Consider the following 22376-nt stretch of genomic DNA (forward strand, 5'->3'; position numbering starts at 1 on the left):
ATCACTTCCTTAACCTCCTGCATCCGCGTTCTGCCAAGTATGAGGATACAGGATTAGTGGTCGGGGTGGATCACTTTAAGACGAGCGTTTGCGGCATTACTGGATCACTTTTATTGTAACGAACGCAAGATGGATGGCGGTTGACTACGGAAGGTGTTCCTTTCCCCGACCCCTGAGTGCTAGAAGTAGGGTGGAAGCGTTACCTCCATCTCAGAAAAGCCCTCTCGTGCAGTGGCGGTGGGACCTTCCGTCGGGTCCCACTCACGTTGCACTTGCTGCTCATCGCTGTCATCAGCGGATGCTCCACTCCTTTTCTGGGGATCATGGGTACGCGTTGCGATCTCAGGACGGCAGGCTCCGCTGGAACAAAACGTGCTTCGGACATTCTCGGATCTCAAACAGCGTGTCAAACTCCGCCTGGAGCACGTCGCACAGCCGCCTCGCAACTTGCGGGCTGGGTGCGCGCTGGCTTCGTTCCAATTGCGAGAGGTATGCACCGCTCAAGCCGCACTTCTTCGCGAGGGCTCGTTGGGACAGCCCCGCTCGTATCCTCGTCTCGGCAAGCTGCTTAGTCTTGACCAATAGCATCTAAGCCACCTCGCTTGCGCTTGCAAGCATTATAGCACCTGCTGCTTGCCATCGCAACCATTTTGTGGAGTGGTTACCATTCCTTTCGGAAGATGATTGGGGTAGTATGGTGCTAACAAATGCAAGCAAGGCGGTAACAATGGGATTCGGGGAACACCTCAGGCGTTTGAGACAACGGAAGAGCTTCACAATTCGGCAACTGGCTATGCTGTCAGGGGTGTCCAATGCCTACTTATCCCAGATTGAGACCGGTCAACGGGGCGCGCCGTCTCCCGAGATACTGGACAAGTTGGCGAAACCACTGGGCGTAAGCTACGAGGATCTGCTACGCGTTGCCGGCTACCTTCGGGATACGCCCAAAGACTGGGCTGGACAGAAGCCTGCTAGCGTGATCGCCCGGGATCCCCGCACCGACGAGTACGAGGACGACCTGCCGGAGGAGGCAAAGAAGGAATTGGAGCAATACAAAAACTACCTCCGGCACAAGTACCGGAGGAAAGAGTAGTTCGTCTGTTTCGGTGTATGACTCGGTTCACCTACACGGTAGACTCGAGTGGACAGCTGGTCATGACTATGGACGGCGCGGGGACGAACGGCCGGGTTCCGGCCGGACAAACAATGTCTGGGTCGGGTAAGCGAACTGTATCCCCTTTGCCTGGAACTCTTGACAAAGCCCGAGGTTAATAGCCTGTTGAGTATCCATGTACGCACCATAGGCGGGCGTGGTCATCCAGTAGACAACCTCGAAGTTCAAGGAGAAATCGCCAAACTTCTTGAAATGAGCCCTTTCGAAGCGGGCCTGCGGTAGCTGGTCGACCACCGCTTTTACTATCCCCGGTATTGCCTCAAGATTCTCCGACGTCGTCTCGTACACCACGCCGAACGAGAAAGATACTCGCCGCTCCTGCATGGTTTTGTAGTTCCGTATCCGGCTGTTCAGCAAGTCCCCGTTTGAGAATACGAGCTGCTCGCCGGACAGACTCCGGATTCGAGTCGTCTTCAATCCTACATGCTCGACAGTGCCCGAGTAGTCGTCTATCACGACGAAATCTCCTGCGACGAACGGCTTGTCAAGCATTATAGAAAGAGAAGCGAGCAGGTCGCCCAGCAGGTTCTGAACGGCGAGGGCGACGGCGATCCCGCCAACCCCCAGCCCTGCAAGAAGAGTGGTAATCTCCAGGCCTGGTATGTTGTCGAGCGCGATCAAGAGCACCAGTGAATACAACCCAATCCGTGCAATGAGGCCAAGCACGCCCACGGTCGTTGCGGCATCCGGATCGCGCTCGATCCGGCTTCTAACCAGGCGGGTTACCGTGAAAGAGATGACGACGTTGCCCCAGGTGGCAGTCTGCGCAAGGACAACCATGATCCCTAGCGTCTCGACCATGTGGATCCACTTGTAAGGGAGATCGAGTAGAGAGATGCCGGCCAGTAAGGCTACCGTGAAAATGGTAGATGCTCGCGTTCTCGTACCAAGGCCGGTGACGAGGTCTCCAAAGCCCGATCTATGGCGCTCAACTGCAGCGGTCAGCGACACGACGACGAACCGCTTGGCGGCTGCAAGAATGAGAGCCACCGTCGCCGAAATCGCCATGGCTGTCAGCCAGTCCCTGACGGATACTCCTAGCCAGATGTAGTCAAACACTATCGTGACCCCCTCCATCATGGCAGAGTGTACAGCCACGTCGGGCAACCGAATGTTGCCCCTTCAAGTCCTGTCATTGGGCGTTCTTCCAGGAGAGTCTCCGTGATTCCTCTCCGCCGGGATTATCTGACGAGACTCATTGACCCGATGCAAATCAACGTCAGATCAACACCCTCCTGCTCGCAGGGGAAATGTCAAAAGAGCGCATGGTCCCAGGATAATATTTACGGAAGGTTTTCCCGCGTGTGTATCTAAGCGTAATAGGAAGGAGCATACCAGCGGGAGGGTCTGCCATGAAGGCAAATGGCCAGAGTAACAAGGTTAATGTTGGAATAGGCTTTGTTACTGGAAGACGCCACTTCCCAGAGTTGTTGAGAACTTACGCTCACAATTGGCTACACAATCCTGAACTCAACCAGGAGAAGGTCAGTTTCCACCTGCTAGTTGCCTATGATACTGCCTACAACATGGTGAATCCAGAGGTTTTCGAGAGCATTCACCACGAGGTCTTGGATGTTGTCGATTCGGTGCTGTTCATTGACGATTCGACCATCGAACGGGAAATTGCCGATTTGGCAGATCGTACCGGCTTGCGGACCGACAGGGTGAGGTCCGTGATTGGCAAAGGCTATGCCAGGAGAAGAAACGCTGTTGTTCACTTTGCCGTCAAACAGCTAATGGATTACCTGATATTCATAGATGATGATGAATACCCGTTAGCGGTATTCAGGCACAAGGGCAGAACCCTGTGGAAATCCCAGAACGTGCTCGGCACTCACCTCGCAAGTCTGCACAGGGCCGACCTCACTCACGGCCACCATTGCGGATACATTTCTCCCATACCCATGATTGAGTTGGAGAACGGCCTGCCCAGGGAGGTCTTCCGAAGATTCATAGAGGCCGTAAGTAACGAAATAGTAAGCTGGAGCGCAGTGTCCAAACGGATGAAGCGTGGCGGAATCGATTACGCAAGCCCGAAGGTACTTTCCGACGGCCCGTATTCAGTCGAGGAGGTCTGCGGTTTGAAGTTCATTTCCGGTTCGAATCTTGGCTTGAACCTGACGAATTTCTATCGAGGCAGGGTTATCCCTCCTTTCTACAACCCTCCCGGCGCTAGGGGGGAGGACACTTTCCTGAGCGCTTGCCTATCCGATTTTGACGTGGTTAAGGTCCCGTGCTACACATTTCACGACGGTTTCATGAAGTACAAGAGGCTGTTGCATGGGGTCTTGCCCGCGCATCTGCAGCCGGTGACGCCGGAGAGCAGTTCGGTAGTGGACAGGTTCTGCCGTGCTTGCGTCGGATGGGCAAGATACAAACCTTTACTCCTCTACATCACCGACAAAACACAGTTCAAAACCCAGATTGAGAGGATACGCCGCAATCTCTACAAGTCTGTCCCAGTCCTGAGCGAAGCCCTTGGGCGCGATTTTTCTGTGGTGAGTCATGAATTTGAGCACTACCAGAGGTTGGTACAGACTCATTATCGAGAGTTCCAGGAGTGTCGGAAGACCTGGGAGGAACTCTGCTGTGCAACGCTTGGCGGTGACTAGGGTGACCGACGGTTGCGGTGATGCATCACTTCAGAAGCAGCCATGACTACCTAAACAACAGTAGTCCGCCCATACCGGGACCTCGACAGTCCGCATAGACAGCGACGGAGTAGGTGTCGTCCAGCTTCCACCATGCCTTTTGATCATCAAGATAGGCGATGATCTTGCGCACACCGGAAGTTAACTTGGCCTTGCAGACATATTCCATGCAGTTGTCTTCGAAGTAAATGAAGTACTGTGGGTTTGACCGTTGTACAGGACGGCGTTTACTAATTCCCCGGTCTGGGAAATAAAGCCAACCTTGATTTTATACGACCTTCTCCCGCGATATCTTGGATTGTAGCCGACTTTTGCGCCCTCCTGGGTTCCGAATACGGTGACCACGGTATCATCAAAGTCAAGCCAGATTTGCCGGGCTGGCGTTGAACAGTTGGTGGTAACAACTTGGACACAAAAAGACCACCATGGGGGTTGTTTTTGACCCACGGTGGCAGCGATTGCGTTGTGTCTACTGTGCAGCCTTGCTCGTTACACTGATGGCCATATACCTTGGCGGCGGGTCCACCCTTAGCTGGGTGAAGACCTCCCGCTGGGCGGTGGTTAGCGGACTGGTCTGCCAGACTTCACCTGCTTGCGTCCGGTGAATCCCGACCTTCAGATCGGCCAATACATCTTTCACCTGGCGCCAGGCCTTCCCTGTGCTGTTCTCGATGATGCGGATTAGCAGCAAAGCCAGCCAGCACAGCAGCACGTGCGCACGGATGCGATCCTCGAGCCGGTGGTACACCGGGCGGATGTCCACCACGTGCTTCAGGTCCCGGTGCGTGCGCTCGACCTGCCATAACTGCTTGTACCCATCCACGATCTCCTGGGCAGAGAGTCCATCGTCAGAACTGCTGACCAGGAACTTGCCATCGAAGCCCTCCTCGGCTTTGATGCGAGCCCTGTTCAAGGCCAGTTTTCCCGTCCTGGTCTGTCGTACGTAGCGGCCATAGGCCGGATGCGCCCGCAACGCACACGCAGCGCGAGTATGTGGTTCCCCCTCCAGTTGGCGCAACTCCTCCAGACGGCGTTCAACCTCAGCGATGATGCTCTCGCGCTTCCTGCGGTCCCGCTCCGCCTCTTCGGGGTTGAACACCACTACGAAACGGCGCCTGGAAGTACTGTCGCCGCCCATCACCACTTCCTTGATCTCCAGACCGCAGTCGAGCTTCCGGTAACATCCGGCGCGCTTGAGCGCCAGGGCGGCATGACCATCGCGGCCCAAGCGCATCTTCTCCTCGATGATGTAGTGGTCACCCGCCCCCTGCAGAACGCGCCGGTTCTGCGGCGAGTTAAACCCAGTGTCCAGCACGAATTCCGAAACCCCTGAGGAAGAAATTAGATTCCACAACCTGGTTATGTCAAAACTGGAGCGTGTCGGATTGCACGCATGCCTTGGTCATTGAGGTGTTGTTCTATTACCCGGGGCTTCATGCCATCTGAATCCGTGGGATGGCTCACCGGTTATGCCGGAGGAGACTCTACTTCTTCGCGAGGTCATTGTGCAGCGGGTTGCCCTCGGCGGAACGGCATCCGGCAGTCGGCAATGACGTCGTGATAGCTGCGGAGGCCAAGGTACTAGGGCTATCACGATCGGGGACAACTCCAGAGTGAGTGCCAGGCTGCTTGTCGAAAAGGGGGTGCAAAGATTGGACACCTGGATCACGGGAACCTGCCCGACCCGGTCGTTGAGATGTTGTCCGGCGGTTTAGCCATGATTGACGCAGCAGAGAAGGCCGGGCTCCTCGAACGAGGCGGAGTGATAATCGAGCTACCGGCAGGAACACGGGCATCGCCCAGGCGCCTGATTGCCTATTTGGGCAATCAGGCGTATAATGTGGTGCAGTGGAAAGGAGGTTGGGGACCGGTGAGGAGATACACCGTGATGTTCAAAGCCCTGGCGGACGAGACGCGTCTACGCCTCCTGAGACTCATCCTCGAGGCCGGCCATCCGGTTTGCGTCTGTGAGCTGGCCGATGCCCTTGGACTTCCCCTCTACCATGTCTCCAAGCATCTGGCGATTTTGAGGCAGGCTGGCTTAGTGGTTGACGATCGCAGGGGGACATGGGTTGATTACGCACCGTCGCGGGAATCTCCCCTGCTGGTGGACATCTGTGAGATGGTGCGCAGGCGGATCACCGGCCCGCGGTTCGAGCGCGATCTCCAACGCCTCCGCGTACGCCTGGGACTGCGCCAGGAGGGGCAGTGTGTGCTGGGACCTGGTCATCCGCTTGCGAATTCAGCGCTTGCCCATGCAGGGCTGACGGATTCGACGCCTGCAGATTCAGACAAGGAGGAACGATCATGAGCGAAACCCAACGCCAAGCCAATGGAGCAGAGACCGGGCGCGTAGATGCGCGCGTGGAGATCTACGACCCGCCTATGTGCTGCCCCACCGGGATGTGCGGGCCGACAATCGACCCGGTTCTGGTGGACGTCAACGAAATGGTACTCAATCTGAAGGCCGAAGGGGTTCGGGTGGAGCGGTATTCGCTGAGTTCCCAGCCACGGGCGTTCTTCACCAACCGCGAGGTGTACCGCTTGGTGCAGGAACGCAAGCTGGCGGCGCTCCCCATCACAGCGGTGAATGGGAAGGTGTTCAAGGTCGGAGCCTACCCGACCCTGGACGAGGTTCGCGCGGCCCTCAACGGCTCAGCTGCGGATTGACACGACGATCTTTGCTGTGAGCCAGAGGATTGAGATAAGGAAAAAGGGGGACAAACGCGGTGTCGGCAGTTGAGTTCAAGTTCTTCTCCGGAAAGGGCGGCGTCGGCAAGACCAGCATGGCCTGCACCACAGCCGTACGCAGCGCAGACGAGGGTAGGCAGACCCTCATCGTCACGACGGATCCGGCTTCGAACCTGGCCGACGTTTTCGAGCAGCCGATCGGCCATAAGATTACTCCTATTGAAGGCGTGACCAATCTGTGGGCGATGGAGATCGACCCGGACCGGGCAACTCACGAATACAAGGAACGTGCCCTGGCCCCGATCCGCGAGATCTTTCCCCCAGAAGTAGTGCGGGTTATGGAAGAGCAGATGAGCAGCCCCTGCACCGCGGAGGTGGCGGCCTTCGACCGCTTTACTGATTTCATCGATACTGCTGGTGAGGACGGCCAGTCCTTCGGCCTGGTGATCTTCGATACGGCGCCCACGGGCCACACCCTCCGTTTACTGGAGTTGCCGGCCGAATGGAGCCGCAGCATCCAGGAGGCTGCCGGAGGCAGCGGGCAGACGTGTATCGGCCCCGCAGCCGCCATCCAAGAGCACAAGGCCAAGTACGAACGGGCCCTCGCCGCCATGCGCGACCAGGAAAGCACTACGTTCACCTTCGTCCTGCACCCGGAGGCTACAGCGATCAAGGAGACGAAACGCGCCATCGTCGAGCTTAGCAAGTTGGGGGTCCGAGCCTATCAACTGATCATCAATGGCATCATCCCGCCGGGCGAGGCCGCAAACGACTTCTTTGCCGAACGGATTAGAATGCAGCAGGGTTACGTGGATCGGATTGCGCGGGAGTTGCCTTTCCCGGCTCGGCGCATGTTCCTCCTGGATGGCGAGATCAAGGGGGCAAGCCGGCTCCGCCATGTAGGCGAGATGCTGTTTGACGGACTGACGGATCGCGGACGGAGGAGGCCGGCATCGGTTAAGGCGGAGACGGCCGGAGAGGGGAGCCTCAAGGCTCAAGTGCGCGGAGACAGTCGGCGCTCGTCAACGCCCGGCATCTTGGCCCGGATTACCCCCGACTGCCACCGCCGCACCCTGTTTTTCGCGGGGAAAGGCGGCGTGGGGAAGACCGCGGTTTCATGCATCACGGCCGTATGGTTGGCCCGACAGGGGTACCGGACGTTACTCCTTACGACTGATCCTGCCGAGCACATAGGCGATGTGCTGGAAGTGCCCGTATCCGATGAACCCGCGAGGGTTGGGAGAGTGCCGCAGCTATGGGTCACCAAGATCGATGCAAAGGCCGCTGCTGAGGCCTATAAGGATCGCATTCTGGATGATGCCAGAAAACGGGGCCGTCCGCAGGAGGCGCTCGAAAGCATGGCAGAGGAGCTCAACAGCCCTTGCACGGAAGAGATGGCCGCCTTCGACAAGTTCATCGATTACGCTTCACAGGAGGGCTGGGACGTGGTCGTGTTCGACACGGCGCCAACCGGCCACACCCTGCGGCTCCTGGAACTGCCCATCGACTGGAGCGCGCAGCTGGATGTGAAGATCTTTGCCTCGGTGGATGCATCCGCCGCTGATGATGTCGCCAAGCGGCGGTTCGGTGAGGTAATCGAAATGATGAGGGACCCGGGGCGCAGCACATTCGCCTTCGTGATGTACCCTGAAAGCACGCCCATCGTCGAGTCTTACCGTGCGGCCCAGGAGCTGCGGACGGTGGGGATTGAACCGGGGCTGGTGGTGGCCAACCAGGTGCTTCCGCCGGAGGTTTGCACCACGCCCTACGCGCGGGCGCGCCGGTCCATGCAAGAGAAATACCTGGCCGAAATAGGGGAGCGATTCGGCGCGCCTGTCCTGACGGTGCCCCTCTTGCCCCACGAGGTGAGAGGGCTGGACGTATTGGTTGAGCTCGGTGAGAGGCTTTACGGGGATAGGGTAGCGGCGAGACGATCCTGATTCCAAGCAGTGATGAGGTGGGAATATGCCGACATACGATTACATTTGCACGGAATGCGGAAACAGGGCTGAGGTACAGGCTAGCGTCGCACAGAAGGGGTGGAGGCAGCCCATCCGGGTGTGGGCCGCAAGCGGGGCCCGGTTGTTGCGGATGAGGTTGTCACGGATGAATAAGGAGGCAGTCCTATGTCGACCAGTAGCAGGACCGTGAGGGTCTTCACCATGCCCCAGCAGTTTCCCTGTGGCCCACGGTCTTCGTGTTGTGGACCTATCGGACAATCGGAGGAAGAGGTCAACAACATCAGAAGCGCCATTGGGCAAGCCGTCCTTGCAGTCAAGGAGAAAATCAACCAGAGTTGAGGGGGAAAGCGGCAGGTGACGGGCATGATGGGAGTCAAGGACTTTCAGGGCAAGTTGCTGTACGGCTTCTCCATCGACGACAAGGTCCTCGCTGATCACATCCTCTGGATCATCAGTAGCGCAGTCGACTTTGGATTCATCCGCGGCCTGGCACGCCCATTCTACAGTCACACTGGTGCACCATCAGTCGATCCTGTCGTGGTGTCCAAGATAAGCCTCATCGGCTATCTCTACGTAATTAGCTCGGAGAGGAGATTGGAGGGAGAGTGCCGGCTCAACATGGCGTTCTTGTGGTTCCTCGGGTAGGACATACATGTGCCTCAAAACTGTCGAACTCGGGGGTCAGTTGTAGAGCCGATTCCTCATTGGGAAAGATCCGGACCACATGCCCACGACTGCGGACTTCCTGGTTGAGCCGCTCAACACTTTCATGGTCCTCGGCCGCCGGTGGTATTGTTCAGGCAAGCGGCCTTCATATCGGGAGAACTATTGACCTTCTTTGCCTTTGTTCTCAAGTGCTGGAGGCATGCAGGAGACGGTGAATCCGCCGCGAATATTACTAGCATGTGATAATCTCATCATACAACTTGGATCATCTGCCTTGGGGAGGGGAGACATGTGCAAGCTGTCTACGAGCGGGGACGTTGGGTGCCGGTGCATGCAGAAGTCGATGTGCTCGTCGTTGGCGGAGGTGTTGCCGGCTTTGCTGCAGCGCTGGCAGCAGCTAGGAGGGGCCTGTCTGTCGCGATTGTGGAGAGGTACGGATGGTTGGGGGGGCTTGCTACCGGCGGACTGGTTACGGCCTTCGAACCGTACGATGACGGCGCGGGTAACCAGATTGTAAGTGGAATTGCCTACGAGCTGGCGAAGCGCCTGGTGATAAAAGGCGAGGCGGTGATGCCCGGTGTTGACTGGAATTCCGTTGATCCTGAGGTTATCAAGAAGTGGAAGAGTTGGGCCTCAGTAGGATGGGCCGATCAGCGGGTTCGATTGGTGCTCAACGTCAATCCCGAGTTCATGAAGCATGAGTGCAATGTTATGCTTCGCGAAGCGGGAGCGCGGATCATCTATCATAGCTGGGTTTCCGATGTGATCATGGATAGCAACAGGGTCAGAGGCGCGATCTTTGAGAGCAAGTCGGGCAGACGGGCTGTGCTGGCGAAGGTGACTGTCGACGCCTCAGGCGATGGCGACATGATAGCCTGGGCCGGAGCTCCTTTCAGCGAACACAGTCGGGGGACTGGGCTGGTGTTCTGGGTTGGGAATGTTGACATAGACCGTGCCCTCGAGTTTCAATACAGTAATCCGGAGGAGTTCAAGGCAAGGTTGAAAGATGTTCACGGCTCGGTGTATTTTATGCGCACCACGTGCAGTGGTGTCGTTTGGTTCAACAACCGGTTTTATGCGATGAACGAGCTCGATATCGACGAGCTTTCGAAGGCAGAGATCGACATGCGCAGCAGAATTGTCAAGGCAGTCGAGGATTATCGCAAACACATCCCGGGCTTTGAGAAAGCCGATTTGTTGCAGGTGGCGCCCCAACTAGGGATACGGTTGACTCGAATACTCAAGGGAAAGCACACTGTTACGAAGGCCACCATCCGGGAAAAGGTGTCCTTCCCTGACTCGATCGGTCGGGCCGGGCTGGATACTGAGTACGGTATTTCATTTCAGATCCCTTACAGGGCATTGCTGCCCGAAGGGGTTGAGAACGTGGTCGCCGCTGGGCGCTTCGTGTCCAGCGATTTCTATGCGCAGGAGTACCTTAGGTTGATACCGGCTTGCATGGTTACCGGCGAAGCAGCAGGCACTGCTGCAGCTTTGGCCGTCCGGAAGGGGGTCGATTTTAGCCAGGTTGATGTTAGCGAGCTTCAGCACGAACTAGTCAAATCAGGAGCCATTATCTAAGGGGGTAAGTGAAATGAGGTCGAACAAGCCTATCAAGCGCGTGCTGCTTTGGGTAGTTGTTGTTCTGGTCGCATGCCAGCTGGCGGCCTGCACCGGTGGTGGTGCGAAGCCTCAACCAGCGCCTCAGGAGACCAAACCGGCTTCGCCCTCCCCAGCACCGGCTCAACCCGCCGCACCCATAGTCCTTAAGGCTTCAAGCGGTGACCAGGACAACTACCCTGCTGTCAAGGGTCTGTTGAAGTTCGCTGAGCTGGTGGGCCAGAAAACGAACGGGAAAATAAAGGTGGAAGTCTACACTAACGGCACGCTTTATGGAGACCAGCAGGCCGAAGTCGAGGCCGCCAAGGCAGGTACGATAGCGTTTTCCCTTCCACAGGTCTCAGTACTCAGCGCGTGGGAGCCTAAAGTCGACTTCTTCGTTATGCCATACCTGTTCAAAGACGCTGCTCACGCCGAGAAAGTCCTGGACAGCGAGATAGCAGCCAAAATCTTCGCCGGCTTGGAGAATAACGGTCTGAAGATAGTCGCGCCTCTAACCGGTGGCGGGATGAGGAGTTTCTACAACTCAAAGAAGCCCATCAAGACACCCGACGATATCAAAGGCCTGAAACTCCGTACCACCAAGTCGCCGCTGGCAAACGAAGCGTTCTCCGCTCTGGGGGCCATCCCGACGCCGATTGCATGGGGCGAGCTCTATGCCGCTCTGCAGCAGAGAGTTGTTGACGGGGCCGAGCACGCACCCACAGATGTGCTCCTGTATAAGTTCCACGAGGTGTGCAAGTACTACTCGCTTGATGAGCACACGTACGAGCTTATGCCTCTAGTTGCAAGTGTTAAAGTCCTCAACAGCCTTCCTGAGGACCTTAGAAAGATCGTGCTGGACTGCGCGAAGGAGACGGTCCCTTATGTGCGCAAGATAGCCAGGGAGGAAACCGAGAAGGCGCTGGCGGAGATCGAAAAGAAAGCAGTGGTCGTGAAGGACGTCAAGAAGGAGGCTTTCATAGAGAAGGTGAAGCCCGTGAACGCCAAGTATGCTGAGAAACTCGGCAAGGACATATTCGATGCCATCAACTCCGCACGTTGAGCGTTTTAGGCAGCCCTCCGGGGGCTTGGGTCCCCGGAGGGCTTAGGGAGGGAAGTCACTATGAAGTTCCTGACCAGGATACTTGGATATATCAGCGCTTTCGCCGTCTTGGTGGTCTGGGCTACCACTATTCTTCAGGTCATAAGCAGGTATGTTACGAGAAGACCCATGGCATTTCTTCCGGAGATGTGTGCGCTGGCATTTGGGGTGATGATCTTTTTGGGTTCTGCGCTGGTGCATCTCGAAGAAGGCCACATCGGGTTCGATCTTGTAATTAAAGTCCTTGAGGCTAGGCGGAAGAGGGTTGCGGACGCTATCAACTGGGTTCTTCAGCTCTCGATAGTCGTGTTCTCCCTCTTCATTCTGTTCTCTGGCGTACAGCTTGTTGCTGAGACGTGGCCTTCCAAGATGCCTTTGACGGGTATCTCAAATGGATGGAAGTACACTTTTCTGCCGGTCGGCTCTTCTATCATTGCACTTGGCTCGTTGCGCCTCCTGATCGGGAGTTGGTTGAAGAGGGGATGCGGGTTATGACGCCAGCTAATGCATTGGTAATCCTCTGCGTTTTCGTATCGACTTTTTTCATGAACATGCCCATCGCCTTCGTCCTCGGCATAACAGGGGTAGTGGGCATGTTGCTCTGTTCACCCGTTCCCGTTTCCACATATGCTCAGGTGATGTCAACGGGTGTGGATTCTTTTCCCCTCGTTGCGATTCCGCTTTTCGTCCTCGGCGGAATGTTGATGGGTGAGGCGGGGATGACGGACAGACTGGTCAACTTCTCTAAGCTGTTGCTGGGCCGCATAAGAGGAGGACTCCTCTTGGCAGCCGTGGCCACGGCTATGATGTTCGGAGCGATTACTGGGTCCGCCACAGCGGATGCTGCGGCTGTGGCGACCATACTGATGCCCGCCATGATCAGGGAAGGTTACAGCCGGGAGTTCTCAACAGCCCTGATAGCAACCGCCGGCTGCCTTGGGGCGGTCATTCCTCCGAGTATCAACCTTGTTGTTGTAGGGTACCTTGCTGGGGTTTCAGTATGGAAGCTGTTCATCGGCAGCGTTCTACCTGGCGTGGTGACAGGAATCGGACTGATGATAATCAGCTATATCCACGCCTTGAAATCAGGTTATCCAATTACAGAACCGGTTCGGGGCCGGGAAGCAATTGGCACTTGCGCCCAGGCCATTATTCCCTTAGCAATGCCTATCATCATACTTGGAGGCATTTACTCGGGCAAATTCACACCGACTGAGTCTGCGGCAATTGCAGCTACGTACGCTATCCTTGTTGGCGTTATACGGCGGAGTTTCACGGCGAAGGGCTTGTTCATGAGTTTCCGTCAGACTACCTCTATAGCGGCCGGCCCACTCTTGATGGTCGCTACCGCAGGCCTATTTAGCTATTTCATGGTGCTCCTCAAGGTACCGCAGATGCTTGTCAAGGCGATGCTGGGTCTCGGACTAGGTCGAATAGCGTTCCTGTTCCTCACCCAGGTCATCCTGTTCATAATTGGCATGCTGATGGACACCTTGCCTGCCATGATCATCCTGGTGCCGCTGCTCTTCCCGGTAGCCAAGAGCATGGGAATAGACCCGGTGCATTTTGGGGTGCTGATGTCGTTCAACTGCAGCATGGCCATGGCTACTCCACCGGTTGGTGTGGCCCTGTTCGCGGCGTGCTCAGTCTCGAAGGTATCCGTGGGTCAAGTGATGAAACCAATGCTGTGGCTGACGGCGTATGTGTTTTTGATGGTGTTGGTCGTAAGCTATGTGCCGTCTCTGAGTCTTGTCCTGTTGAGACAATAAAAGTAAAGTGAAGGGATTGGCTGGAGAGTGCTAGATTCGCTTGAGCAGGTGAAGAGCCAGAAACTTACGGGGATTGTCGCTGATAGGATCGTTGAGTTGATAAGGTCCGGGGTCCTGAAACCGGGTGATAGACTCCCTACCGAATGTGAGCTGTGCAAGAAGTTCGGAGTGAGCCGGTCCCCCCTTCGGGAAGCGCTGCGTGCGCTCGAATACGTCGGGCTGATCGACTCACATCAGGGATCGGGAAGATACGTGTCCCCAACTGCACTATCCTGCGTTCAAAGGGGCATAGACTGGGGTAGGGCCTTGAGCCGATCCCCTCTAGCAGAGCTTATGGAAGCCAGGAAGTACATTGAAGTGCTGGCGTGCAGGCTTGCTGCTCAGCGGGCTACGGAAGAGGATATATCAGCAATCGAAGGTATCCTGGGTAAACTAAAGGCTCGCTATACCGACGAATCATTCTACTTCACTGAGGAATTGAACCTTCACTTTGCTATAGTAACTGCGGCCAAGAACAAGCCCGTACTCGAGTTCATGAAAGCTCTCATTGATGAGATCTACAAGGAATCGGACAGGTTCAAGAGAACGATCCCAGTGTTGTACAAAGCCGCATTACCACTATTCGACCAACTACTTGTCAGCCTTAGAGATGGTCATTCCGAGGAGGCTGCGAGGTTGATGTTGGAGCATTTGGAGGCGGTGGAGGGCACCCTATGTAATGGTGAGTGAGAGCTCGCGGAACACCGATGTGCTCTTGATGCCCTCATAGTCTATCAGGGGGTAGAGTCCGGTGGGCGAGTTGTTTGAGCGGAACATAGTGAGGAATCTAGCCCGGATCTGGCCTAGTTATAATGAACGAGGCCGGCCCCCAGATTGCGCTGAGGTAGGTTACACTGGATGTGCATGCGCACCAGCGCAGAGCTACACGCCGGCTGGAGGCCGACATTCACGCACAGGCCCAGGAGAGCGTACATAGTCCGGTGATCCGGGCGCTTCAGACGCTGCGGGGTGTCAAGGAAGTGACGGCGGCCACGCCTGTGGCTGAGATCGGGTGCTTCTCGCGCTTTCGGAATCCGGGGCAGCTCATAGGGACGGGGAATCCCCACGTACGGCGCATAGTCATTGAGTCAGCCTAGAGTTACCGGTATCACCCCGGGGTCACGGGGACTATCAGGAAAAGACAAGAAGGGCAGACATCTGACATCTGTGCAATCGCATGGAAAGCGCAGGTCAGGCTGAGTAAGAAGTACATGGTCAGCAGGGAGAAGAGTGGTCCAGTAGCAGCGACGAGAGCGTAATAAGTTGTGTGTAAATGGTCAATACTTCCAATTAGGGGAGGTTGACCATTAATATTGGAGACAGCGAGGAAATTAGCCAAGGAATTGGCTAAGAACTGTAAGACGTTCCAGGACGTACAGAACGCGCTGAAGGATCTCTTCAAGACGACGCTCGAGGAGGTTCTGGAGGCCGAGATGACGGATCACCTGGGCTATACAAAGAACAGTCCTGAGGGAGACAACTCGGGGAACAGTCGGAACGGGTACAGCAGAAAGACTTTCAAGACGCGCCAGGGTGAAGTGGAGGTAGAGGTCCCGCGCGATCGCAACGGTGAGTTCGAACCCCGGGTCGTCAAGAAGTACGAGAGGAACGCAAGCGAGCTCGAGGACCAGATCGTCGCGATATACGCAAAGGGATGTCCATCAGGGACATTGAAGGCCACCTGCGTGACATCTACGGGATCGAGGTCTCCTCGGTTTAAGTCGAGGGCGCTTCAGGCGACTCTCGACGAGTACCGGCTGACTATCGAGGAGATGGAGGGACGGGTTCAAAGGTTGGAGAGCGAGATCCATGAGCACGCGGAGAAGAGCGTGCACACGCCGGTGATCAAGGCGCTAGAGGCTTTTCGAGGCATCAAGGAAACAGCGGCTGTAACGATAGTGGCGGAAGTAGGGAAATTCTCCCGGTTCGAGAAGGCGCCTCAAGTGATGGGCTACTCGGGGACGGTGCCGAGCGAGTACTCCAGTGGGGCAAGGACCCATCGCGGGAGGATCACGAAGGCGGGGAACAACCACCTGAGGCGGATCCTGATCAAATGCGCGTGGAGTTACCGGCACAAGGCGTGGATGTCCGAGGCGATCAGAAAGCGGCAGGAAGGCCAGCCCGCCAGAGTCCAGGCGATATCGTGGAAGGCCCAGGTGCGTTTATGTAAGAAGTACCAGCATCTTATCAGCAAGGGAAAGAGTCCGCAGGTCGCCGTCACCGCGGTGGCTCGGGAGCTGCTGGGGTTCATCTGGGCGGCCGCCTGTGAAGTTGAGAAGCAGGAGATTAGGCAAGATGGAGCGGCATAACACGGTTAGATAGCTGCAGGCAGTGTCGGGGGCCAGGTCAAGCAGGTTTCTCAGCGAGAGGAGGTGGTCTACGAAGTACCGGAGGACTGACGGCGATCGCCGAAGTAGGCTGCAAGCGCATGGGCTTTCCGGAGGGAAAAGTATGGTCGTCTTAGAATCCGATCATCAAGCGAGCGTACGGCGTTGCGGCCGAGCAATACAGCCGACCGGACCGGTGGGGGATGATGAGCTCGTGAAGGGAGTCACCGTAATTGCGAAGGGCAGGAACACCTGCCGTGCTCTGGTCGGGCAACTGCGAGGGATCCTCGAAGGCAAGGCGCGGGTGCGAGGGCTGTATCTCGACGGTGGGATTGACGGACCTGTCTCAGACGACGTGGTGGTCGTGTCGAGCCGGATTATCGCCACGGACGCAAGGAAGTATACGCCCGAGGGCTGCAGGACCATCGTCGCGCGGAGGTGCCTCGACTACAACAACCTGAAAACGCTGTTCGACCTGCCCAACGAGACCGACGCCATCCTGGTGAACGACGCATACGCTGCCGCTATCGAGACAATCGACCTCTTGAAGGAATCGGGAATCGGTCACCTGAACCTCACGCCACACGCCCCGGACCATCCGTCCCCCGTACGAACGACGCTCGCGATCACTGCGGGTGAGCCCCATCTGGTTCCCGACTATGTCAAGGAGTGTATCGACATTGGGGTCAGGCTTATCGACATCACGAGCATAGTGGAGATCCTGATCGCCCTGGACCTGCTCGACGCCGAGGCGAATGTCGTATCGGCGCGCCAGATGCGGTATATCGTTGGTCTGCTCCGCGAAACAAGGGTTCAGGCGCTCCATGCCGGCAACGTTAAGAATCAGCTTGAGGCGATACTCGAATCAGTCGACGAAGGGATCATAGGGACGGATATCGACGGGAAAATCATGACCTGTAACCGCGCCGCGGCACGGCTGCTGGGTATCGACCTGAAGGACGTGCTCGGGAAGAAAACGGGCGACTTGCTGCCGGGAAGCGCTCCGGGGCTCGAGGCCGACCGCGACGCGTCCCGCTCAAGCGGTCTCATATCGGTGAATGAAAAGGACCTCGTGGCGACGAGGGCGCCCATCATGAGGGAACGTCAGCCGGTCGGGGCGGTATTTACTTTCAGGGACATAACCGAAATCAGACGCCTCGAGTCCCAGCTTTACAGTAAGCTCGTGAAGCAGGGGTACACCTCCAAATACAGTGCGGACGACATCATCGGAACCAGCCCGGCGATGAGGGGCGCGATCGAGCTTGCCACTCGGATTGCCAGAGGCAATTCCACTGTGCTGATATGCGGGGAGAGCGGCTCAGGAAAGGAACTGTTCGCACACGCGATTCACGGTCTCTCGGACCGACGCCGCGGGCCGTTTGTCCCAGTCAACTTCGTCGCGCTTCCCGAGACCCTCCTGGAATCCGAGCTGTTTGGGTACGAGGAAGGGGCGTTCACGGGTGCCAGGAGAGGCGGTAAGCCCGGACTCTTCGAAGAGGCGCACGGAGGAACCATATTTCTCGATGAGATCGGAGACGCTTCCGCTGCTCTTCAGGCCAAGATCCTGAGGGTCCTCGAGGAGAAGAGAATACGCCGGGTGGGGGGTACGAAGAGCATCTCCGTGGACGTCCGGGTGATGGCGGCCACAAACAAGGACCTGCGGTCCCTAATAAGGGCGGGGTTGTTCCGGGAAGACCTGTTTTACAGGCTGGCCGTGTTACCCTTGAAAACTCCGCCTCTCAGGGAAAGGAGGCAGGACATTCCCCTCCTGATAGAGGTCTTTCTGGGCAGGTTGCACGCCTCCGGCAGCAGGCTGAAGATATCCCCGGAGGCAATGCGGTTGCTTATGGAACACCGCTGGCCGGGAAACGTGAGGGAGTTGCAGAACGTAATGGAGTACCTCTCCAATGTGTGCCTGGATGGCGTCGCAAAGCCACAAGACATCATGACGGTGCTGAACCTGTCTTCCGGCCTGCGCGCCCCAGCCATCCTGGGGCTCCTCTCCGCAGACAGAGACCTGGCCCTGTGGGTTCTGTCTGAGGCGCAAAGGGCCGCTGAGCGCGGCTCCGGCCTCGGCCGGAGGACGCTGATCGCCGCCGCAAGAGCCCACGGGCGCGCCGTGAGCGAGGGGGCACTCAGACGGTGCCTCAGCTATCTCCGGACCGCTGGACTCATCGAGGTCTCCAGGGGCAGGGGCGGGATCAGGGTTTCCGAGTTGGGGGCCAGCGTGCTCGGCGATAAGGCCGCATCACGCTCCCAATAAGATTCCTATTCGCACCTTCGCGTTCGTCAATCTACCCGCATATGGCGCATGTGCCCTGCAGCCGCCACCGACACTGACCCCATTTACGTCCCATTTCCACCCCATATGCCCCGCCGCCTGACTACGGCTGTGTGAAACCCCTGCTCTTGTCAGTTGTCCGCGGCTTTCTGTCATTGGCACGATTCCTGCTATGACAGATGGTGTATCCGGTGGGCGGCGAGTTACCGGGGGGACCGGTCGATACTCCTCTCGGATTGAAAGGGGGGTGTAAATAGGCTGTTTTGCGCGTTACGTCGAGAAGGCCATCCTGCCGTCACCGGCCAGTATCGGAGGAAAAGGAGGGCGTACGAATGAACGGCGGCGAAAAACCCGCGGAACCGAGTCTTAAGTTGTCTCTGACCGCTTTGTTGATCGCGATTTCGTTCTTGGTATACGGCGTCGGTTTCCTGAAGCTCAATGCGGCTGTTATCCTGCTTCTCATATCGATGGTGGTCACCGTAATCGCGGTATTCTGCCTGAGACATTCCTGGGACGAGTTACTTGAAAAGGGGATAAGGCCCACCATTGACAGGGCGATGGGCGCGATACTCATCCTCATAATAGTCGGTCCCCTCGTCGGCGCGTGGATGGTTTCGGGCACGATCCCGTATTTCATCTACGTCGGGCTACAGATCCTCACGCCCAGGACTTTTCTCGTCTCGGCGGCGATCCTGTGTGCCATCTGCTCCACCATGACCGGCACCTCGTGGGGCACGGCGGCTACGCTGGGAGTTGCCCTGATGGGGGTCGCTTATGGCCTGGGCGTGCCGCTGCCGGCGGCGGCCGGCGCGGTCGTGGCGGGCTCGTACTTCGGGGACAAGATCAGCCCGATATCGGACACGACGATTCTGGCCGCCGCGAGCGCGGAGACCGACCTGTTCGACCACATTAAGTCGATGCTCTGGACGACGCTTCCGGCGTTCGTGGTGGGGCTGGTCGTGTACACCGTTGCCGGGCTGGGGGCGTCGGGCGAAATCGACTACACTAAAGTGGAAGGCATCCTCAAGGGCCTGCGACAGGTGTTCGTGCTTAACCCCATCTTACTACTTCCACCGCTGGTAGTGGTCTATCTGTCGTACCGCAAGGTCCCCACCATACCCACGCTGTGGGTGGGGACAGTCGCGGCGATGCTCCTGGCCGTCACCGTGCAAGGGACCACGTTCAAGGCTGTCGCACAGGCGATGTACTCGGGAGGTTCCTTCAAGACGGATATTCCGGCCCTCAACAACCTGCTCAACCGCGGCGGTATGACCAGTATGATATCGTCGCTGGCTATCGTGTTCATGGCCTACGTCTTCGCCGGCGAGATGGAGTATACAGGAATGCTTAGAAAGGTCCTGGACCACATCAAGGCGTCGTTCATCAAGGGCAAGACCGGCAATCTGATTTTCTCAACGTCTCTCACGGGGATCCTCACGGGGATGGTCACGGGGAACTCGTATCTGAGCATAATCGTCCCGGGACGCCTTTACATATCGCTGTTCAAGGAATTCGGGATCAAACGGTCCGTGCTGTCCAGGACGCTGGAGGACTCGGGTACTGTCCTGGTGCCCCTTATCCCCTGGTCGGCGGCGGGGGTCTACATGACCTCCACGCTTGGTGTCTCCACGCTGCAGTACCTGCCGTGGGCCGTGATGTGCTATCTTGGATTTGTCGTGGCGTGGGTTTATGGCTTCACGGGGCGGGCCATCTGGAGGGAATAGTGGAGGAAGCTGGTCCGGGCTCCGGAAGAGCCCGGACCAGGATATGGCGGGAGGGGTCTCGATGGGCTTGTTCAAGCTGCTGAAAGGCGGCAGGGTGTTCAGTCCCGACGAGCAGGGGAGGCATGACATACTGCTGTGTGGGGAGATCATCGCCGCGATGAACCCGTCTATCGAAGCGCCTCGTGGCATTCAGGCGGACGTGTACGACCTGGACGGTGCCTGCATACTACCGGGGTTCATCGACCAGCACGTCCACCTTATCGGGGGAGGAGGCGAGGCGGGGTTCGCAACTCGCACGCCCGAGGTAACCCTCAGCGGCGTCACCCGGTGGGGGATCACGACCGTAGTCGGCTGCCTCGGCACTGACGGGGTGACAAGGCACCTGGCAGGGCTGCTTGCCAAGGCAAGAGGGCTGGAGTGCGAGGGGATCAGCGCGTACATGTATTCAGGGTCGTACCAGGTGCCCCCGGTAACCCTTACCGGCAGCATCCGGTCCGACATCGTGCTTATCGATAAAGTGATAGGCGCAGGCGAAATCGCGATCTCGGATCATCGCTCCTCACAGCCCTCCGTACAGCAGCTGAAGGCCCTGGCCGCCGAGAGCCGGACCGGCGGGATGCTCTCCGGCAAGGCGGGAATCGTCAATGTCCACGTCGGCAGCGGCCGTCGAACCCTCGAACCGCTAATCGAGATAGTCGAGACCAGTGAGATCCCCATCTCCCAGTTCATGCCCACCCACGTGAACAGGTGCGCTCCCCTGCTCGACAGCGCCATAGGATGGGGAAGGCGCGGCGGGTACCTCGACGTGACGACGGGCGTCAGCCCCGATGAAGGTTTCGGCGAGGCGATCAAGCCCAGCACCGCGCTCAGGGACATCTTCGAGGCGGGGGTCGCACCGGAGCTCGTTACGATGAGCTCGGACGGCAATGGTAGCATGCCGGTTTTCGACGAGCGAGGCAATCTCCAGCGCCTGCTTGTTGCCCCCCTCAAATCGCTGTATCTTGAGTTCGTCGATTCCGTCACCAGAGAGGGCATCCCCCTCGGCCTTGCCGCTTCGGTCATCACCAGTAACGTGGCGAAGGCGCTCAGGTTGTACCCCCGCAAGGGTTGCGTCGCGCCCGGAAGCGACGCCGATCTGGTGGTGCTCGACAGCGGACTGCGGATCGCGCAGGTGTGGGCGAGAGGGAGGCTCATGGTGATGGACGGAGAATGCGTGGTGAAGGGGACTTTCGAATAAGTCCCGCCAGACAGACGGGGGGAAAATCTAAGATCAGGCCGGGGGTGGTTGGCGTTGGCGGGGCCGGAGCCGATCGTCTATGTGAACGGAAGGTTCGTGAGATACTGTGAAGCCACCGTAAGCATCGAGGACAGGGGATACCAGTTCGCCGACGGGATTTACGAGGTCATCCGCGTATACGGCGGTAAGGTGTTCATGCTGGACGAACACCTGCAGCGTTTAGCCCGCAGCGCGGCAGCGATAGACCTGCCTCTGCCGGACCTTACAGCGCTCAGGCGGGATGCGCTCGAGCTGCTGACGAGGAACGGGTTTCCCGACTCCATTATATACATCCAGGTCACACGGGGAGCCTGCCCGAGGAGGCACCAGTACCCCGACGGCCTGGCGCCTACCGTGGTCATGACCGCCAGGAAGATGGATATGCACCCCGCCCGGTTCAGGCAGGAAGGGGTCAGCGTCATATCGGTCGCGGATGACAGGTGGGCACGGTGCCATATTAAGTCAATCTCGCTGCTCTCGAACATCCTGGCCAAACAGAAGGCCCACAAACAAGGCGCTTTCGAGGCCATCTATGTAAGGGACGGATTCGTAACTGAGGGGACGAACACCAATGTGTTCGTAGTCGAGGACGGCGCCATCGTCACTCCGCCGCTGACCAACTACATCCTGCCCGGTGTAACGCGGAGAGCGGTACTCAACCTGGCCGCACGGCTGGCGATTCCACGACGGGAGGAGCCGGTCTCGGTGGACCGGCTTTTCGCGGCGACAGCGGTATTCCTCACGGGCACCACGACCGAGGTCATGCCGGTGGTATCCATCGACGGCCGCCCGGTGGGCGACGGCCGCCCCGGCCCGGTGGCGTCGTGCCTGTTTGAAGGATACATGGACCTGGCATACCGTGAAGGTGAGCCGGTGCTGTAGGGCCGAAGACCTGTCTCAGGGCGGACGAAATCACCACCAATCAGAGCAGTGTGGAGGAGGCGGGTTTCCCCGCCTCCTCATGTGACGTTAAGACGCGGTCGCGTTGTGTAAGGCCAAGGGCCAAGTCGAACGGAGTCCGTCAGGTTGGAAGAGGGTTCAGGGAAGGGAAAGAGGCGGTGGTGCTGGAGTTCGTAGCTTACCTGGGATCACCTCAATCAACCCCGTCTAATA

22 protein-coding genes are annotated in these 22376 nt (G+C 57.8%); 18 read left to right on the forward strand and 4 right to left on the reverse strand.

Annotation, left to right across the window (positions count from 1 at the left end; all coding sequences use genetic code 11):
* Nucleotides 1–342 precede the first annotated feature (342 nt).
* A complete protein-coding gene (locus tag HPY55_10905) occupies nucleotides 343–588 on the reverse strand; it encodes a helix-turn-helix transcriptional regulator (protein NPV71133.1) in 246 nt (81 codons plus the stop codon).
* A 139-nt stretch (nucleotides 589–727) separates the two neighbouring features.
* On the opposite strand from HPY55_10905, the gene HPY55_10910 reads away from it, so the two are divergent.
* Nucleotides 728–1093, forward strand: a complete 366-nt coding sequence (locus HPY55_10910; GenBank protein ID NPV71134.1) for a transcriptional regulator — start codon at nucleotides 728–730, stop codon at nucleotides 1091–1093.
* 66 nt (nucleotides 1094–1159) lie between these two features.
* Here the strand turns inward: HPY55_10910 and HPY55_10915 are convergent, their stop codons facing one another.
* A complete protein-coding gene (locus HPY55_10915; GenBank protein ID NPV71135.1) occupies nucleotides 1160–2182 on the reverse strand; it encodes a mechanosensitive ion channel family protein in 1023 nt (340 codons plus the stop codon).
* Nucleotides 2183–2526: 344 nt separating this feature from the next.
* On the opposite strand from HPY55_10915, the gene HPY55_10920 reads away from it, so the two are divergent.
* Entirely contained in the window at nucleotides 2527–3786 is a 1260-nt protein-coding gene (locus tag HPY55_10920; GenBank protein ID NPV71136.1) for a hypothetical protein, read from the forward strand.
* 508 nt (nucleotides 3787–4294) lie between these two features.
* Here the strand turns inward: HPY55_10920 and HPY55_10925 are convergent.
* A complete protein-coding gene (locus HPY55_10925; protein NPV71137.1) occupies nucleotides 4295–5140 on the reverse strand; it encodes a transposase in 846 nt (281 codons plus the stop codon).
* 555 nt (nucleotides 5141–5695) lie between these two features.
* Between HPY55_10925 and HPY55_10930 the strand changes: the two genes are divergently transcribed.
* From HPY55_10930 to HPY55_10950, 5 genes are all read left to right on the forward strand, one after another.
* Nucleotides 5696–6136: a helix-turn-helix transcriptional regulator gene (locus tag HPY55_10930; GenBank protein ID NPV71138.1), complete on the forward strand. Its 441-nt coding sequence runs from the start codon at nucleotides 5696–5698 to the stop codon at nucleotides 6134–6136.
* Entirely contained in the window at nucleotides 6133–6495 is a 363-nt protein-coding gene (gene arsD / locus HPY55_10935; protein NPV71139.1) for an arsenite efflux transporter metallochaperone ArsD, read from the forward strand. Before HPY55_10930 ends, arsD begins: the two co-directional genes overlap by 4 nt.
* A gap of 59 nt (nucleotides 6496–6554) precedes the next feature.
* Entirely contained in the window at nucleotides 6555–8456 is a 1902-nt protein-coding gene (locus HPY55_10940; GenBank protein NPV71140.1) for a TRC40/GET3/ArsA family transport-energizing ATPase, read from the forward strand.
* A 186-nt stretch (nucleotides 8457–8642) separates the two neighbouring features.
* The gene (locus HPY55_10945; protein ID NPV71141.1) at nucleotides 8643–8816 is read left to right on the forward strand and encodes a hypothetical protein; all 174 of its coding nucleotides are present in this window, start codon (nucleotides 8643–8645) and stop codon (nucleotides 8814–8816) included.
* 15 nt (nucleotides 8817–8831) lie between these two features.
* A complete protein-coding gene (locus tag HPY55_10950; protein NPV71142.1) occupies nucleotides 8832–9122 on the forward strand; it encodes a transposase in 291 nt (96 codons plus the stop codon).
* On the opposite strand, the gene HPY55_10955 is transcribed toward HPY55_10950, so the two are convergent.
* On the reverse strand, nucleotides 9091–9270 hold the full coding sequence (locus HPY55_10955) for a hypothetical protein (GenBank protein ID NPV71143.1): 180 nt from the start codon (nucleotides 9268–9270) through the stop codon (nucleotides 9091–9093). The genes HPY55_10950 and HPY55_10955 overlap by 32 nt on opposite strands.
* 164 nt (nucleotides 9271–9434) lie before the next feature.
* Between HPY55_10955 and HPY55_10960 the strand changes: the two genes are divergently transcribed.
* The 11 genes from HPY55_10960 (at nucleotide 9435) to dat (ending at nucleotide 22145) form a co-directional block, all read left to right on the forward strand.
* A complete protein-coding gene (locus tag HPY55_10960) occupies nucleotides 9435–10724 on the forward strand; it encodes an FAD-dependent oxidoreductase (GenBank protein NPV71144.1) in 1290 nt (429 codons plus the stop codon).
* A gap of 13 nt (nucleotides 10725–10737) precedes the next feature.
* Nucleotides 10738–11808 (forward strand): TRAP transporter substrate-binding protein, encoded by a 1071-nt coding sequence (locus tag HPY55_10965; GenBank protein NPV71145.1) that lies wholly within the window; start codon nucleotides 10738–10740, stop codon nucleotides 11806–11808.
* 60 nt (nucleotides 11809–11868) lie between these two features.
* Nucleotides 11869–12342, forward strand: a complete 474-nt coding sequence (locus HPY55_10970; protein NPV71146.1) for a TRAP transporter small permease — start codon at nucleotides 11869–11871, stop codon at nucleotides 12340–12342.
* Nucleotides 12339–13616 (forward strand): TRAP transporter large permease, encoded by a 1278-nt coding sequence (locus HPY55_10975; protein NPV71147.1) that lies wholly within the window; start codon nucleotides 12339–12341, stop codon nucleotides 13614–13616. The genes HPY55_10970 and HPY55_10975 overlap by 4 nt, the downstream gene beginning before the upstream one ends.
* 27 nt (nucleotides 13617–13643) lie before the next feature.
* Nucleotides 13644–14345, forward strand: coding sequence for a FadR family transcriptional regulator (locus HPY55_10980; protein NPV71148.1), 702 nt, complete (start codon nucleotides 13644–13646; stop codon nucleotides 14343–14345).
* Nucleotides 14346–14596: 251 nt separating this feature from the next.
* On the forward strand, nucleotides 14597–14752 hold the full coding sequence (locus tag HPY55_10985) for a transposase (protein ID NPV71149.1): 156 nt from the start codon (nucleotides 14597–14599) through the stop codon (nucleotides 14750–14752).
* A gap of 216 nt (nucleotides 14753–14968) precedes the next feature.
* Complete coding sequence (locus tag HPY55_10990) at nucleotides 14969–15964, forward strand: transposase (GenBank protein ID NPV71150.1); 996 nt, start codon at nucleotides 14969–14971, stop codon at nucleotides 15962–15964.
* A gap of 142 nt (nucleotides 15965–16106) precedes the next feature.
* Entirely contained in the window at nucleotides 16107–18245 is a 2139-nt protein-coding gene (locus HPY55_10995; protein NPV71151.1) for a sigma 54-interacting transcriptional regulator, read from the forward strand.
* A 350-nt stretch (nucleotides 18246–18595) separates the two neighbouring features.
* Nucleotides 18596–19987 (forward strand): Na+/H+ antiporter NhaC, encoded by a 1392-nt coding sequence (nhaC, locus tag HPY55_11000; GenBank protein NPV71152.1) that lies wholly within the window; start codon nucleotides 18596–18598, stop codon nucleotides 19985–19987.
* 67 nt (nucleotides 19988–20054) lie between these two features.
* Nucleotides 20055–21224 carry a beta-aspartyl-peptidase gene (locus tag HPY55_11005; protein NPV71153.1) on the forward strand — a complete coding sequence of 390 codons (1170 nt, stop codon included), beginning with the start codon at nucleotides 20055–20057 and terminating at the stop codon, nucleotides 21222–21224.
* Nucleotides 21225–21296: 72 nt separating this feature from the next.
* The gene (dat, locus tag HPY55_11010; GenBank protein ID NPV71154.1) at nucleotides 21297–22145 is read left to right on the forward strand and encodes a D-amino-acid transaminase; all 849 of its coding nucleotides are present in this window, start codon (nucleotides 21297–21299) and stop codon (nucleotides 22143–22145) included.
* The last annotated feature ends 231 nt before the right edge of the window (nucleotides 22146–22376 follow it).

The sequence above is a fragment of the Bacillota bacterium genome (assembly GCA_013178305.1).
Classification (GTDB): Bacteria; Bacillota; Sulfobacillia; order JABLXB01; family JABLXB01; genus JABLXB01.